We start from the raw sequence: 15,809 nt of genomic DNA, 5'->3' as shown, positions 1-15,809 counted from the left end.
CCAGGACGGCGGCGTCGTACTCGGCATCGGCGTGGTCGTTGACGGTGTCGGCGTCCTTCATCTGCCAGTCGGTGATGATGACCTTCAATTCCTGGTTGTGGCCGCAGAATTCGTCATAGGCGGCGGAGATCGCCGCGTGGTCGACGGTTTCGCGTTCCTCGGCCAGCAGCCGCTCCAGGCGTGGGCGGCCGTCCGGGGTGAGCCGGAAGCCCGCGGGGGTGGTGGCGCACAGGCCCGCCGTCACCAGATCCGCACAGCGGGCGGTGATCTCGTCCACCGCGGCGGTCAGGCTGGCGGCCAGATGCTCGGCGCTGGCCCGGCCCTTGATGCCGACCAGGCGCAGCAGCTCCAGTTCGGTGACCGGCGGCAGTTCGGTGACCGGCGGCAGTTCGGTGACCGGCGGCAGTTCGGTGACCGGCGGCACTTCGGTGGCCGACGGCACTGCGGTCGGATCCTGCTGTCGGGCAGCGCCTTCCGGTGCGGTCGCGCGCGCTTTCAGATGCGCCGCCAGATCGCCGGGCGCGGTGTCCGCCCAGGCGGCGAGCCGCGCGACATCGGCGAGAACGGCCGCCTCCACCGGTTTTCCGGCGACCTCACCCGGCCACACCACACCGGCGCCCCCGTCCACGGTGACGGTGCGCCCGGCCAGCGCCGCGACCACGCCGGAACCGCAGCCCACCACGCACGGGCGGCCCAGTTCCCGGCTGACCAGCGCCGCATGGGAGGTGGTGCCGCCCAGTTCGGTGACGATGGCGCGGGCGGCGATCATGCCGTGCAGGTCGTCGGGACTGGTGGTGGGGCGCACCAGGATCACCGCCTCCCCCGCCTGGGCGCGGGCCTCGGCCTCGTCCGGATCGGTGACGACCAGGCCGGAGGCCAGTCCCGGGCAGGCGGATTCGCCGCGCGCCAGGGGCCGCTGCCCGGTGGTGTCGCCGGAGGCGGGACGCAGCACCTCCCGCACCTGGTCGGGAGTGATCCGATCCAGCGCCTGCCGTGCCTCGATCATCCCCTCGTCGACCATGGCGACCGCGGCCCGCACGGCGGCTCGGGCCGAACGTTTGGCCGGGCGCGACTGCAACAGCCACAGCGCGCCGGACTCCACGGTGAACTCGATGTCCTGGATATCGCGGCCGTCGCGTTCCAGCTGCGTCGCGGCGGCGAGCAAGCGCTCGTGCACGCGCGGCTGGGTGGCGGCCAGTTCGTCGAGCGGGCGCGGCGTGGTGCGGCCGGAGACCACGTCCTCGCCCTGCCCGCCGACCAGCCACTCACCGTAGGCCGGGCCGTCACCGGTATTGGGGTTGCGGCTGAACAGCACTCCGGTGCCGGACAGGTCGTCGAGATTGCCGAAGACCATGGCCTGCACGGTGACCGCGGTGCCGAGCGTGTCGGCCACACCGCGATTGCGCCGATAGGTTTTGGCGCGCGGGGAATCCCAGGAGCGGAACACCGCCTCGATCGCGCCGCGCAACTGCTGCCACGGATCATCCGGCACCACGCCGTGCTCGTCGCCGAGCACCGTCTCCCGGTACTGGGCGAGGAAGCGCCGCCACGTGTCGTCGGCGTAGGCCGGATTCCCGGATTCCTCGGCCAGCGCCCGCCGCACCGCATCGGTCATACCGAGATTGAGGACGGTATCCATCATGCCGGGCATGCTGACCGCCGCGCCGGAGCGCACCGACACCAGCAGCGGGCGGACGGTGCCGCCGAAGCCGCGGCCGGTGCCGCGTTCGATCATGGCGATCCCCGCGCGCACCTGCGCCCAGATCTCCGCGGCGATGCCACCTCGGCGGCGGTAGTCGGCCCAGCCGTCGGTGGTGATCACGAAGGCGGGCGGCACCGGCAGCCCCAATGCCCGCATGTGGTCGATGCTCCACGCCTTGCCGCCGATCCGCTCCCGCGACAGCCCGCAGCGGCCGTCGAGTTCGACGACGGTCGCCGCGTCGGCCGCCACATCCGGTCGCTGGGCAAGCTCCGCTCCCGCGGTCATATCACTCCTTCGATCGTGTGGATTCCTGCGCACCGCGCCCCGTGCCTCCCGTCCGGGCGTCATGTACCGAGCGTGCCGGGTCGGCGACGCGGTTCTCCAACCCGATCTCGTTGAGCGGAACCGGCCGCGCGGCGGGTGGCGGTCCGCCGGTCGCGGCGGATCAACCCCGGTGAACGGGACCCATCCGACGAATCAGGCATAGCGGGCGGGGCGGTGCGGCAGGATGGGCGCATGGATCGGCGGGACGAGTCCATGGGCGATACGGGGCTGACGAGTATTCCCGCGCTGCTCGCGGACCGGGCACAACAGTTCCCGGACGTGCTCGCCATCGCCGGGCCCGAGGGCCGGATGACCTACGCCGAACTGGCGGAACATGCCCTCGCGGTGACGCGGGCGGCCATGGCGAGCGGGCTCGGACCCGGCGACCGGGTGGGGATCTGGGCTCCCAATGGCGCGCGCTGGATCGTCACCGCGCTGGGACTGCTCGGAGCGGGTGCGGTGTTGGTGCCGATCAACACCCGATTGACCGGGGTGGAGACGGCGGACATCCTCGCGCGCGCCCGGGCGCGGGCGCTGTTCACCGTGCGCGGCTTCCTGGGCAACGACTATCCGCGGCTGCTCGCCGAGTCGGGCCGGGTGCTGCCGACCCTGCGGCGGACGGTGGATATGAGCGCCGCCGGGGAATGGCGCTCGTTCCTCGAATCCGGCTCCGGAACACCGGCGGCCGCGGCCCGCGCGCGAGCGGCCGCCGTCGACGCGCACGCGATCTCCGACATCCTGTTCACCTCCGGCACCACCGGGGCACCCAAGGGCGTGCTCGCCACCCACCGGCAGACCCTGGAGGTGTTCGACCGCTGGGCCGACGCGGTCACACTGCGGCACGGCGACCGCTGTCTGCTGGTCAATCCGTTCTCGCACACCTTCGGGTACAAGGCGGGCATCATCGCCTGCCTGCTGCGCGCCGCCACCATGATCCCGGTCCCCCGCTTCGACGCCGATGCGGTGCTCGATCTCATCGCGCGCGAACGCGTCACCATGCTCGCGGGCGCACCCACCCTGTTCACCGACCTGCTCCGCCGCGACCGCACCGGCCGCGATCTGAGCTCACTGCGGCTGGCCGGAACCGGCGGCGCGCCCATTCCCACCGAACTGGTCGAGCGCATTCGCTCCGAACTCGGTGTGCCGCACGTCTATACGGCCTACGGCCTCACCGAATCCATCGGCGTGATCACCGTCTGCCCGCCCGACGCACCCGCCGAACTGGCGGCGACCACGGTGGGAAAGGCCGTCCTCGACACCGAGATTCGCCTGGTGGACCGAGACGGCGCACCCGTCGCGGCGGGCGTGCCCGGCGAGATCACCGTGCGCGGACCGAATGTCATGCGCGGCTACCTCGACGACCGGGAGGCCACCGCCGCCGCCATCGACACCGACGGCTGGCTGCACACCGGGGATGTCGGCACCCTGGACGCGGACGGCTACCTGCGCATCACCGACCGCCTGAAGGATGTGTTCATCGTCGGCGGCTTCAACGCCTATCCCGCCGAGATCGAGCGAACCCTGCTGGGACATCCCGGAATTCGCGAGGTGGCGGTGGTCGGCATCCCGGACCCCCGCCTGGGCGAGGTGGGACGGGCGGTGGTGGTGCCCACCGACCCGGCCGCCGCCGATGCCGAGGCCATCCTGGGGTGGGCACGCACCCGGCTGGCCGGATACAAGGTGCCGCGCGAGATCGCGTTCACCGACGCGCTGCCCCGCAATACCGGCGGCAAGGTGATGAAGAACCAGCTGCGCGCACCGGCCTCACGACCGGAGTGATCCGGACTCGATGCTCGCCACCCGCGTGCAACAGGCGTCGAGCAGCTCCCCGTCGTGCGACACGACCAGCACGCCGATGCCGTCGGCGGCGGCGCGGTCCATGAGCAGCCGCACGATGGCCGCCGTGGTCGCCGCGTCCAGCATGGCGGTGGCCTCGTCGCACAGCAGGTAGCGCGGCCGCTGCGCCAGGGCGCGCGCCACGCACGCGCGCTGCAACTGGCCGTCGCTGACCTCGTGCGGGCGGCGCTCCAGCAGATCCGGTGTCAGCCCGACCGCCCCGGCGAGCGCGGTGACATCGGGGTCGCGTTCCCCGCGGATGCGGGCCGGTTCACCGATGATCCGCGCGAGGGTGAAGCGCGGATCGGCCGCCGTGCGCGGGGATTGGAAGACGACGCCGACCGCACCACGCGGAGCGCGCGCCAACGGTCGCCCGTCCAGGGTGACCACGCCGGTGCGCGGTGTCACCAGGCCCGCCAGGACGCGCACGAGAGTGGTTTTCCCGGAACCGGATGCCCCCGCCAGGCCGACCACCTCCCCGGGTGCGACGGCGAAGTCCACCCCGTCGAGCACGGTGTCACCGCGCCGGTATCCCGCGCTCACCGCGGCGGCCGCCAGCATCACCGGCTCCGTTCGCGCAGCAGGCGCGGTCCCCGCGCGGTGAGGGTCGTCGGTCCACCGAGGTAGTGGCAGCGCTCGGCGCTCAGGTCGGTCAGCTCCGGGCTGGGATGCGGCAGCGGCCGCAGTCCGCGCTCGGGCAGCGCCGCCAGCAGATCCCGCGTGTACTCGTGCCACGGATCGTCGAGCAGTTCCGCGGCCGGTCCGGTCTCCATCAGGTGGGAGGCGTACATGACCGCCAGGGTGTCGGCGATTCCGGTGCGGATGAGCGCGGCCAGATCGTGGGTGATGAGCAGGACCGCCGCACCGTGGTCGGTGCACTCGCGCAGCAGGCGCAGCACGTGGTCGGTGCGGTCGCGATCCAGTCCGGAGGTGGGTTCGTCGGCGACGATCGTCTCCGGATCACCGGCCAGTGCGGCGGCGACGGCGGCGCGCTGCGCCATCCCGCCGGACAGCTCGTGCGGATAGCGGTCCAACGCCTCGATCGGGAAGCCGACGCGCTCGGCCAGGTCGGCGCAGCCGTGCGGGGAGCCGAGCCGGTCGAGCGTCTCGAGGAGCTGCGCGCCGATGGTGCGCACCGGGGTGAAATGCGTTGCCGGGGACTGCGGTACCAGTCCTACATGCCGACCCCGGTAGGGCTCGTCGGTGGTGCGCACATCGAGCTGCCGGTCCCCGGCCGGGACGCGGATGGCCCCGCCGACCTCGGCGTGCGGCGGCAGCAGACCCAGCACGGCGCTGGCGACAACCGATTTGCCGCAACCGGATTCGCCGACCAGGGCGGTCACCCGGCCGCGCGGGACATCGAGCGTCACGTCGGTGGCCGCGTGCACGACGCGCCTTCGGGGCAGCGGGATGCGCACCGTGAGCGCCGTGATGGCGAGTCCGGCGCGCAGGGCGGGATCGACCAGGGTCATGACAGCAGCCTCGCGGGTTTCGGGGGAATGAGCCTGGCGCGCAGGGCCGATCCGGCGACCGCCACCGCCACCGTGGTGACGACCAGCACGCCGGCCGGGAACGCCAGCGTCCACCAGCCGCCCAGCAGCAGTGAGGAGCGCGCCTCCTCCAGCAGGGTGCCCAGACTCGGCGCGTGCGGCGGCAGACCGAACCCCAGGAACGACAGCGTGGATTCGTGCCATACCGCATGCGGCAGCAACAGCACCACCGCGATCAACGCCTGCGGCGCGACGGCGGGCAGCACGTGCCGCAGCAACAGATATCCGGGTCCGGCACCGGCGAGCCGGGCGGCGGCGAGGTAGTCGTGTTCGCGCACGCTCAGTGTCTCCGCGCGCACCACGCGGGCGACCTGCACCCAGTGCGTGAGCGCGATGGACAGCACCACGGCGAGCACGCTGCCGCGGAACAGCGCCACGATGACGATGCCCAACAGCAGATGCGGCAGCGCGTTGGTGGTGTCGGCGACGCGCATGACCAGCCGGTCCACCCAGCCGCCCGCCAGCGCGGACGCCGTGCCGACCAGGGTGCCGAGCACCGTGGCCAGCAGCGCCGAGGCGACAGCCACCAGCAGTGAGACGCGAATGGCGGCGGCCACGCGCACGAACAGGTCACGTCCGGCGGCGTCGGTGCCGAACCAGTGCGCCCCCGACGGCGCCCGCCGGGCCGCCGCGAAGTCGGTGAGCCGGTCGTCGATCCCGAACAGCCACGGCACCAGCAGCGCATAGGCCGCGACCGCGACGAGGACGGCGGCCGCGACGCGGAAACGTCGGTCAGCCATCGGCACGCACCCGCGGATCCAGTACTACACAGGCGATGTCGGCGAGCAGCGAGCCGAGCATGACCGCACCCGTGGTGCCCACGGTGAGCAGGGCCAGCAGCGGCATATCCAGATCGGTGGCCGAGTCGACGAACGCGCCCGCGATGCCCGGCCACGAGAAGATCTCCTCCACCAGCACCGCGCCCACCACGAGTTCGGGCAGCCGCACGCCCAGGATGGTCACGAACGGAGCCAGCGACATGGGCAGGATGTGGCGGCGGGCGATGGTGACCGCATCCACGCCGCGCGCCATGGCTCCGGTGACGAAGTCCTCACTCCGGTTGTGCGACACCGACTCCCGCACTGCCAGCAGCAGCCAGGGCAGCTGCGACAGCGCGAGCGCCGACGCGGGCAGCACCAGATGCCGGAGCACCTGAGCCACATCGGGGTCGGCGCCGGCGTCGGTGAGTCCGGCGGGCGGCAGCCAGCCGGTGCCGACGGCGAAGATTCCGATGGCGGCCAGGGCCAGCACGAACGGCGGCAGCCCCTGCACCACCACGCAGGCGGTGCTGACCGCCCGGTCCACCAGGCCACCGCGCCGCATCCCGGTCCACGCGCCGAGCGTCACCGCGATGAGAACGGCCATGGTGAGCGAGACGCCGACCAGCAGCACGGTCCACGGAATGCGTTCGGCCACCACCTGACTCACGGGCTGACCGTAACCTCGGGACATGCCCAGGTCACCGGTGAGCACCCGGCCGAACCAGCGGCCGAGCAGCTGGTACCAGGGGGTGTCGAGGCCCAATTCCCGTGCCAGCAGCGCCTTGTCGGCTTCCGAGGTGGTCTCGTAGCGATTGCCCAGATAGCCCGCCAGCGGATCGAAGGGCGAATACGCGGCGGCCGCGAAGAGTCCGGCCGCCACCGCCGCCAGCACCGGGATCAGCGTGAGCAGCCGGAAGCCGATCATCCGGGGCAGCCCCCGGTCCCGGAATCGGTTGCGCCGCGGCGTCACCGAGGTCACGAGCGTCGCGTCCAGGTGTGCAGGGACCACCAGGGTCCCCAGGCGACGCCGTGCGTATGCGGCTCCAGCACGGGGCCCGACATCACCCAATTCGAATCCCTGGTCACGTAGGTGTGGTCGAGGAAGGCCAGGAACACATAGCTCGGGTCGGCGATGTAGGCGCTCTGCACGTCGCGGTACGCGGCGGCGCGGGCGGCCGGATCGGTGCTGCGGCGGGCCCGATCGAGGGCCGCGTCGACGGCGGGATCGGCGTGGCGGCTGGCATTGTCGTAGACGCTGCCCACGGCCGGGTCCAGGTAGGCCGAGTGCAGCGTCTTGTACGCCTGCGTATCCGGATCGTAGGGTTCGTCCCCGCCGCCGAGCAGAATGGCGTCGCGTTCCACCCGCGGCTCGATCCGGTCCCAGGACAACCCCTCCAGATCCACCTCGATGCCGATGCGGCGGGCGTCGGAGGCGAACGCCTGTGCCAGATCGCGGCGCAGGGTGTCGGTGGACTTGTACATGACCGTGAACGCGGCCCGCTGACCGTCCCGCACGCGGATGCCGTCCGGTCCCGGTCGCCACCCGGCCGCGTCCAGCAGTGCCGCGGCCCGCTCCCGGTCGAAGTCGAATGTCGCCGCGGGATTGTGGGCTTCGCCGTACACCTCGGGAATCGGCGTATAGGCCGGGCGGCCGTAGCCGCCGAGCACATTGTCGATGACGGCCCGGCGGTCCACCGCCAGATTGAGCGCCATGCGAACGGCGGGGTCACCCGTCACCGGATGTCCCGAGGGCAGCGAGACGCCGCGCCAGTCGGCGGAGGTGTTGGCGGACACCGTCATTCCGGCGCGGTCGGCGAAGGTGCGCGCCAGCAGCGGTGGCAGCGTGGTGCCGTCGAGTTCACCGGCGGCCATGCGCTGCGCGCGGGTGTTGTCGTCGGGGACGTAGACCAGCGTGACCTTCCGCACCGCGGGCGGGCCGTCCCAGTAGTCCTCGTTCGCGACCAGCACCGCGCGCTCCGGGGTCAGTTCGGTCAGGCGGTACGGCCCGGTGCCGACGGGGGCGGTGTTGAGCGGGGATTCGGCGGCCGGGCCCGGGGTGGCGACCGCCTCCGACGGCACGATGCCGATGAGCAGCTTGGTGGGGAACGCGGCGTAGGAGTAGCGCAGGGTGAAGCGCACGGTATCGGAGTCGACGGCGTCGACGCGCTCGATCATCTCGTAGGAGGAGCGCACCTCGGAGGCGGAGGCGGGATCGAGAACGGCGCGATAGGTGGCCACCACATCGGCGGCGTCGAAATCCGTTCCGTCGCTGAACTTCACCCCCGGCCGCAGCTCGACGGTCCACACCGCGGCGTCGGCGGCGGCGACCGGCGGCGCGATCGCCAGCGCCGGATCGAACTCCGGGAGCCCCGGGCCGCCGCGCAGCCGCAGCAGCCCGTCGTACATCTTGGCCTCACCCGCCGCGCCGTACCCGGCGATCGGGTTGTAGCCGCCGAGTTCGTATCCGTCGGCGAGGACCAGCGACCCGTCGTCGGTGGTCGTCGGCGCACCGCACGCCGACAGCGCGGCGGTCAGTGCGAGCAGGACACCGACGCTGCGCGACGTCCGGGAGCCAATCCTCATCGAGAGCCTTTCAACTGTTCACCTGTTCAGGTGAACAGATAATAGGGCCTGGCGTTCCGACGCGACTACCGTGAGGGCCATGGGAGAACCGCGGTCAACGAAGGGGTCACCGGTTCAGCGCGGCCAACTGGCGCTGTGTGGCGTGGACATTCGCGCCTGGGCGCGCCGCTTCGACCTGCTCTCCGATCCCGGCCGCCTGGAGATCCTGCTCTGCCTGCACCGCTGCCCCGGCATCACCGTGGGTGAACTCGCCGCCGCCACCGGCCGCACCGAGAACTCGATCTCCCAGGCACTGCGGGTCCTGCGGCACGAGAACTTCATCACCTCCACCCGCATGGGCCGCGCGGTCGCCAACCACCTCGACGATCCGATCATCCACGAGGTGCTGCACAATATCGGCGCGACCCACGACTGAGGCCACCGCGCATCCGCGCGACACCTGTCAGCGGGCGGGCCAGGCGTCTTTGAGGGACGTGGCGGCGTCGGCGGATTGGCGGACGCCGGATTCGAAGGCGGGGGTGAGGGCGGCGACGGCGAAGACGTCGGGCCCGAAGGCGGCGACGGCGGTGGCGTCGGGGACGACGGAGATCTCGCGGGCGGAGCCGAGGTCGCGGTCGGCGCGGGTGCGGGGGAAAATGTGCGCCAGGGGTTCGAGGATGACGACGACGTCCGCGGGCAGGGCCAGATCGGCGTTGATGGCGGAGCGCAGGCCCCCGTCGATGTAGGTGCGGCCGTCGATGGGAATGGGCGGGAGCACACCGGGAACCGATGTGGTGGCGGCGAGGGCCTCGGCCAGCGTCGCCGCGCCGCCGCGGGTCCAGGTGCGCAGGTCGCCGGAGTGGGCGTCGATGGCGGTGAGCACGATATCGCGGTCGGGCCAGTCGTCGACGCCGACCAGGGCGCGCATGCGGTCGATGTGCACTCCGGGCGCACCGACGTCCGCCGCCATGGCCAGCGCGCCGATCTTGCGGCGGGCGTCCTTCGGGGCGATGCCGGGTTCGGTCATGGTCGCGAAGATCTCCCCCAGCCGCGCCGGATCCGCTCGCAGCGGCGGCGCGTCCGCGGGCGGCGGGGTCAGCAGGCGGATGGGGTCGGCACCGGCCGCGAGCACGGTGCCCACCACCGCACCCGCCGAGGTGCCCACGAACCGATCGGCCAGGCCCAGGTCGATACCCGCCGCACGCAACCCGACCGCCAACCCGGCGAGCCACGAGATACCCACCGGCCCTCCCCCGCCCAGTACGAGCGCGATGCGAGATCCCTTGGGCGACACCGGTCCAGCCATGAATCCCACGGTACCGAACAACCCGCCGCCGACCGGGGTGTTTGCCCATCACCCTTGTATACCGATCGTTATACTGCAATCATGCACCTACGAAGGAACGTTCTGTCCGTTCACTGAGGAGGAGACCGCCATGGCATCGGCGCGGAAGACGGCGTGCATCCTGTGCGAATGCAACTGCGGGCTGGAGATCGAGGTCGAGGATCGGCGGCTGGCCCGCATCCGCGGCGATAAGGAGCACGTCGCCTCCGGGGGCTACACCTGCGAGAAGGCGCTGCGGCTGGACTACTACCAGAGTTATCCGCACCGCCTGACCCGCCCGCTGCGGCGCGAACCCGACGGCAGCTACACCGAGATCGACTGGGATACCGCCGTCACCGAGATCGCCGCCCGGCTGAGCGCGGTGCGCGACACCCACGGCGGCGACAAGATCTTCTTCTACGGCGGTGGCGGACAGGGCAATCACCTGGGCGGCAGCTACGCGCAGGCGCTCCAGGCCGCGGTCGGCGCGAAGTACTACTCCAATGCGCTGGCGCAGGAGAAGACCGGCGAGATGTGGGTGGACGGCAAGCTCTACGGCGGCCACACCAAGGGCGATTTCGAACACGCCCGGGTGGTCGTGTTCGTGGGCAAGAACCCCTGGCAGTCCCACAGTTTCGCGCGGGCCAGGCCGGTGCTGCGGCAGATCGCCGCCGATCCGGACCGCACCATGATCGTCATCGACCCGCGCCGCACCGAGACCGCCGACCTCGCCGACATCCACCTCCAGGTCGCGCCCGGCACCGACGCCTACTGCCTGGGCGCGCTGCTCGGCGTGCTGGTGCAGGAGGACCTGCTCGACCACCAATTCCTCGACGAGCACACCACCGGCGCGGACGCCGTGCTCGCGCGGTTGAAGACCGTCGACGTGCCCGAGTTCTCGCGCCGCTGCGGGGTCGACGAGGAGCTGATCCGCGCCGCCGCGCGCGCCATCGGCACCGGCGAGTCCGTCGCCACCTACGAGGACCTCGGCATCCAGCAGGCCCCGCACTCCACCCTGTCGTCGTACCTCAACAAGCTGCTGTGGATCCTCACCGGCAATTTCGGCAAGCCGGGCACCATGGCCCTGCACTCGGTGCTGGCCGCCGTGGCGGGCAGCGCCGCTCCCCCACGCACCGCGCGCACCCGACCACCGTCACTCCTGGACCGGGCGCGCAAGACCCTCGGCACCGCCGCCGCCCGCGCCGTTCCGCTCGGCGCGACCACGCTGTCGGCCACCCTCGGCGCACTCACCGCCCTGCCCGCCGGTGCGAAACTCGCCGACACCGCCGCCGAGAAACTCGTGACCGCCGTCGCCCCGATGGCCGGTGGCCTGCTGGGCGGCGCGGGCGGGGTCAGCCAGCCCGGCGGTGCGCGCCGCACCCCGGTCACCGGCGCGCGCATCATCGCGGGCCTGGTGCCGTGCAACTCCATCGCCGAGGAGATCCTCACCGATCACCCCGACCGCTTCCGCGCCATGTGGATCGACAGCGTGAATCCCGCGCACTCCCTCGCGGATTCGAAGACCTTCCGGGCCGCGCTGGACGCCCTCGACCTGGTGGTCGTGGTCGATGTGGCCTTCACCGAAACCGCCCGGCACGCGCACTACGTACTCCCCGCGGCCAGCCAGTTCGAGAAGTGCGAGGCCACCTTCTTCAATTTCGAGTTCCCGCACAACACCTTCCAGCTGCGCGCCCCGCTGCTGCCGCCGCTGACGGGCACGCTGCCGGAGCCGGAGATCTACGCGCGCCTGCTCACCGCGCTCGACGCCGCCCCGCGGACCACCCTCGCGCGGCTGCGTACCGCCGCCCGCGCCGGACGTCACGCCTTCGCGCTGGCCTTCTTCAGTGCCGTCGCCGCCGATCCGACGCTGATGCGGCTGGCGCCGTACGTGCTCTACGAAACCCTCGGCCCGACCCTGCCCGAGGAGTTGCGCGGGGCGGCCGTGCTGTGGGGCATCGCCCACCTGTGCGCCCTGGGCAATCCCGCAGGGGTCGGCCGCGCCGGGTACCGCGGTCCCGGATTGGCCGCCGGGGAGCAGCTTTTCGAGGCAATCCTGCACGGCCGCTCGGCCGTCACGTTCACGGTCGACGAATGGTCCGACACCTGGAATTACGTCCGCCGCCCGGATCGCCGCTTCACCCTGGAGATCCCGGAACTGCTGGCGGCTTTCAGCGAACTGGCCGATGCGCCGGACCGGGCCGATCCCGACTACCCGTTCATCCTGGCGGCCGGTGAGCGCCGATCCTTCACCGCCAATACGATTTTCCGCGATCCGGCCTGGCGACGCCGCGACGCCGACGGCGCGCTGCGGGTGAACCCCGAGGACGCGCGGCGGCTCGGCGTCGACACCGGCGACCGGGTGCGCGTGGTCACCGAGGCGGGAGCGGCCCCGGCCGTGGTCGAGGTGACCGATACCGTCCGACCCGGCAATATCACCCTGCCCAACGGTCTCGGCACCGAGGACGACGGTCGGCGCGCGGGCGTGGCTCCGAACGAGCTCACCTCCCTGCGCCACCGCGACCCGATCGCCGGAACCCCGTGGCACAAGTACGTTCCGGCACGCATCGAGGTGCTCGCCTGAGTCAGATCTCCTTGCGCATCTGCGCGGTCAGCGGCTTCATGTAGCCGGAGCCGAGCAGGCGCTGCATCCAGTTCATGGCCTTGGCGTCGGTGCCGATGAGAATGAGCGGCTTGTTCTTGCGGATGCCGTTCAGGATGGTCCGGGCGCACTGCTCCGGCGAGGTCTTGGCCAGCCGGTCGAAGTTGGAGGCCAGGGCGTCGCGATCACGATCGGCCGACGCCCTTGCCTTCCAGGCGATCTCGGTCTTGATCATGCCCGGGTGCACACTGCTGACGCCCACCCGGTGGCCCGCGATGATCATCTCCTGGCGCAGCGCGTCGGTGAACGCCCGCATGGCGAACTTCGATGAGCTGTAACCACTTTGACTCGGGCAGGCGACCAGCCCGAACATGCTGGAGACATTGGCGATATGCCCGTCACCCGAGGCGATGACATGCGGCAGGAACGCCTTGGTGCCGTGCGCCGTGCCCCAGAAGTTGATATCGAAGATCCACTCGAAGTCCTCCCAGGTGACGTCCTCGATATTGGCGGTCAGCGAGACACCGGCATTGTTGACGACCAGGTTCACCGTGCCGAAATCGGCCACCACCGCGTCGGCGTGCGCGTACACCGCCGCGCGGTCGGTGACGTCGAGCCGATAGGCGCGGGCCTTCGCCCCCTCCTGCTCGCACAGGGCGGCGGTCTCGGCCACGCTGTCGAGAGTGCGCCCCGACAGCGCGAGCGCCGCCCCCTCGCGGGCCAGTTCGAGGGCCAGCGCCCGGCCGATACCGGCCCCGGCCCCGGTGACGACGGCGACCTTGCCGTGGAAGCTCTGCATGGGAATGTCCTTGTCTCACAGTGGCGGAGTCGCACGATGGCGGAACCGCGCCGGTCTTACTGGGTGGTGAAGCCGCCGTCGGCGACGAATTCCGCGCCGGTGGAGTAGGAGGACTCGTCGGAGATGAGGAACAGCACCAGATTCGCCAACTCCTCCGGGGTGGCGGGGCGCGCGATGGGCTGCGTCGCCGCGATCGACCGCGAGCGATCCGACGCCGCCGTCATCTCGGTGGCGACGATGCCGGGATGCACCGAGTTGACCCGGATATTGTCGGCGGCCAACTCCTGCGCCGCCGTCTTGGTCATCCCGCGCACCGCCCATTTGGAGGCGACGTAGCCGAGGATATCGGCATAGCCGATGAGCCCTCCGGTGGAGGAGATGTTCACGATGGACCCCACGCCCGCACGGCGCATGGAGCCGATCACCGTCTTCATCCCGAGAAAGACACCGACCTGGTTCACGTCGACGACCCGGCGGTAGTCGGCCTCCGACAGCTTCTCGATGGGGTCCACGTGCACGATGCCCGCATTGTTGACCAGCCCGGACACCGGGCCGAACCGCGCCTCGGCGGTGGCGATCACCGTGGTCCAGTCGCCCTCGTCGGTCACGTCGAGCGGTAGGAACAGCGCGGCGTCACCGATGTCGGCCGCCACCGCCCGCCCCGGCTCGGCCAGCACATCGGCAATGGTCACCCGCGCGCCCTCGGCCGCGAGTCGGCGCGCGAAGGCCGCGCCCATGCCGCGCGCCCCGCCGGTGATCACGACGTGCTTGTCGTCGACGCGTCCCATCTCAGCTCTCCTCGTATCGCGCCGACCGCGAGTCGGCCAGGTGATTGGCGGCGATGAAGCCGAACACCATGGCGGGCCCGATGGTCGCGCCCGCACCGGCGTAGTCGTTGCCCATGACGGCGGCCGAATTATTGCCCGCCGCATAGAGTCCGGCGATGGGCTCACCGTCGTGGTCGAGCACCCGGGCGTACTCGTCGGTCACCAGGCCGCCCTTGGTGCCGAGGTCGCCGGGCACCATCTCCACCGCGTAGAAGGGTCCGCGCTCGAGCGGTGCGAGGGTCGGGTTCGGGCGCACGGTCGGATCGCCGTAGTACCGGTCGTAGGCGGAATCGCCACGGCCGTAATCCTCGTCGCGACCGGCGCGGGCGAAGTCGTTGAACCGCCGCACGGTGGCGGTGAGCCGGTCGGCGGGCACCCCGATCTCGTCGGCGAGCTCGGCCAGGGTGTCGGCCGAGGTGATGATGCCCGCGTCGTAATACTTCTGCGGCAGTGGGCGTTTCGGGAAGTTGCCGAGGAACAGATAGCGGTCGCGGAAGTTCTGGTCGAAGATGAAGTGCGCCGGGATGCTGCCGGTGCCGGCCGCTTCCATCTCGTACATCCGGTGCACCACGTTCACATACGGCGCGGATTCGTTGACGAACCGTTCCCCGTTGTCGTTCACCATGATCGCGCCCGGCTGCGAGCGCTCGGCCAGGCAGAAGAACGGCGGTCCGTCGGGATTGCGCACCGACGGGCCCCACCAGGCGTCGTCCATCAGGTCCACCGCGCCGCCGACCTTCTGGCCCGCCACGATGCCCTCCCCGACGTTCTCGGTCGCACCCACGGTCCAGTCGGTGGACTGCGGCCCGGACAGGTACTGCTCGCGCATCTCGAGGTTGTGTTCGAAGCCGCCCGCCGCCAGCACCACGCCGCGCCGCGCCCGGATGAGGACGGAGCGGCCCTCGTGCTCGGCCCGCACCCCGACCACGGCGCCGCCCTCGGTGACGACCTCGGTGAGCGGCGTGCCCAGCCACACCGGCACGCCCGCGTCCCGCAGCGACAGCCACAGCCGGGCGGCCAGGGCCTTGCCCAGGCTGAGCGGCAGCGCGCCCCTGAGCAGGTTCAGCGCGGTGCGCGCGCCCACCTTCACGGCCGTCTTCTTGCCCGCCCAGGTGCGGGCGATCATATTGAGGTCGTGGAAGTCGCTGACCGTGATGGCGATGCCCTTGGGCGCGGACATGGTCGGCTGATTGATCTTGTGCAGATCCGCGCCCAGCAGCCGCCCGTCGATGGGAGCGGGTTCGATGCTGCGGCCCTGTGACAGCCCGCCGGGGAACTCCGGGTGATAGTCGGAATAGCCGCGGTCGTAGACGAATTCCCAGTACCGCGAGCGAGCGCCCAGGTAGCGGAACATCTCCGGCCCGTGATCCAGGAAAGCCCGCTGCTTGGCCTCCGGAACGCGATCGCCCACAACGGCTTTCAGATAGGTGCGGGCCATCTCCGGGCTGTCGGGCACGCCCGCCGCCTGGAGCACCGGATTGTTCGGCACCCAGATACCGCCGCCGGAGCGCGCGGTCGAGCCCCC

At 71.4% G+C, this 15,809-nt stretch carries 13 protein-coding genes; 3 read left to right on the top strand and 10 right to left on the bottom strand.

Annotated elements, in window-relative coordinates:
* Positions 1–1,987, bottom strand: a 1,987-nt coding sequence (locus QK444_RS17390) for a pyruvate, phosphate dikinase (RefSeq protein ID WP_282781569.1), incomplete at its 3' end; no start/stop codon positions are given.
* A gap of 231 nt (positions 1,988–2,218) precedes the next feature.
* Here QK444_RS17390 and QK444_RS17385 point away from each other — a divergent pair.
* Positions 2,219–3,805 (top strand): FadD3 family acyl-CoA ligase, encoded by a 1,587-nt coding sequence (locus QK444_RS17385; RefSeq protein ID WP_282781567.1) that lies wholly within the window; start codon positions 2,219–2,221, stop codon positions 3,803–3,805.
* On the opposite strand, the gene QK444_RS17380 is transcribed toward QK444_RS17385, so the two are convergent.
* The 5 genes from QK444_RS17380 to QK444_RS17360 are packed head-to-tail and all read right to left on the bottom strand — an operon-like array spanning position 3,791 to position 8,756.
* The gene (locus QK444_RS17380) at positions 3,791–4,423 is read right to left on the bottom strand and encodes an ATP-binding cassette domain-containing protein (RefSeq protein ID WP_282781565.1); all 633 of its coding nucleotides are present in this window, start codon (positions 4,421–4,423) and stop codon (positions 3,791–3,793) included. The genes QK444_RS17385 and QK444_RS17380 overlap by 15 nt on opposite strands.
* Positions 4,423–5,334: an ATP-binding cassette domain-containing protein gene (locus QK444_RS17375; RefSeq protein WP_282781562.1), complete on the bottom strand. Its 912-nt coding sequence runs from the start codon at positions 5,332–5,334 to the stop codon at positions 4,423–4,425. The genes QK444_RS17380 and QK444_RS17375 overlap by 1 nt, the downstream gene beginning before the upstream one ends.
* Positions 5,331–6,152 (bottom strand): ABC transporter permease, encoded by an 822-nt coding sequence (locus tag QK444_RS17370; protein ID WP_282781560.1) that lies wholly within the window; start codon positions 6,150–6,152, stop codon positions 5,331–5,333. The genes QK444_RS17375 and QK444_RS17370 overlap by 4 nt, the downstream gene beginning before the upstream one ends.
* Positions 6,145–7,098 (bottom strand): ABC transporter permease, encoded by a 954-nt coding sequence (locus QK444_RS17365; protein WP_282781571.1) that lies wholly within the window; start codon positions 7,096–7,098, stop codon positions 6,145–6,147. Before QK444_RS17365 ends, QK444_RS17370 begins: the two co-directional genes overlap by 8 nt.
* Positions 7,099–7,148: 50 nt before the next feature.
* Positions 7,149–8,756: an ABC transporter substrate-binding protein gene (locus QK444_RS17360; RefSeq protein ID WP_282781558.1), complete on the bottom strand. Its 1,608-nt coding sequence runs from the start codon at positions 8,754–8,756 to the stop codon at positions 7,149–7,151.
* A 79-nt stretch (positions 8,757–8,835) separates the two neighbouring features.
* Here QK444_RS17360 and QK444_RS17355 point away from each other — a divergent pair, with 79 nt between their 5' ends.
* Positions 8,836–9,171, top strand: a complete 336-nt coding sequence (locus QK444_RS17355; RefSeq protein ID WP_282781556.1) for a metalloregulator ArsR/SmtB family transcription factor — start codon at positions 8,836–8,838, stop codon at positions 9,169–9,171.
* Between the two features lie 27 nt (positions 9,172–9,198).
* Here QK444_RS17355 and QK444_RS17350 read toward each other — a convergent pair whose 3' ends face one another.
* Positions 9,199–10,041 (bottom strand): patatin-like phospholipase family protein, encoded by an 843-nt coding sequence (locus QK444_RS17350; protein WP_282781554.1) that lies wholly within the window; start codon positions 10,039–10,041, stop codon positions 9,199–9,201.
* Positions 10,042–10,171: 130 nt separating this feature from the next.
* On the opposite strand from QK444_RS17350, the gene QK444_RS17345 reads away from it, so the two are divergent.
* On the top strand, positions 10,172–12,640 hold the full coding sequence (locus QK444_RS17345; RefSeq protein WP_282781552.1) for a molybdopterin-dependent oxidoreductase: 2,469 nt from the start codon (positions 10,172–10,174) through the stop codon (positions 12,638–12,640).
* 1 nt (position 12,641) lies between these two features.
* Here QK444_RS17345 and QK444_RS17340 read toward each other — a convergent pair whose 3' ends face one another.
* From QK444_RS17340 to QK444_RS17330, 3 genes are all read right to left on the bottom strand, one after another.
* Entirely contained in the window at positions 12,642–13,457 is an 816-nt protein-coding gene (locus tag QK444_RS17340; RefSeq protein WP_029927137.1) for an SDR family NAD(P)-dependent oxidoreductase, read from the bottom strand.
* A 56-nt stretch (positions 13,458–13,513) separates the two neighbouring features.
* Positions 13,514–14,245: a glucose 1-dehydrogenase gene (locus tag QK444_RS17335; RefSeq protein WP_282781549.1), complete on the bottom strand. Its 732-nt coding sequence runs from the start codon at positions 14,243–14,245 to the stop codon at positions 13,514–13,516.
* 1 nt (position 14,246) lies between these two features.
* Positions 14,247–15,809, bottom strand: a 1,563-nt coding sequence (locus QK444_RS17330; RefSeq protein ID WP_282781547.1) for an FAD-binding protein, incomplete at its 5' end; no start/stop codon positions are given.

This window comes from Nocardia sp. CC201C (assembly GCF_030010695.1).
GTDB classification, from domain to species: Bacteria; Actinomycetota; Actinomycetes; order Mycobacteriales; family Mycobacteriaceae; genus Nocardia; species Nocardia otitidiscaviarum.
Note: the sequence above shows the minus strand (reverse complement) of the source record. Positions and strands in the feature narration are given on the sequence as shown.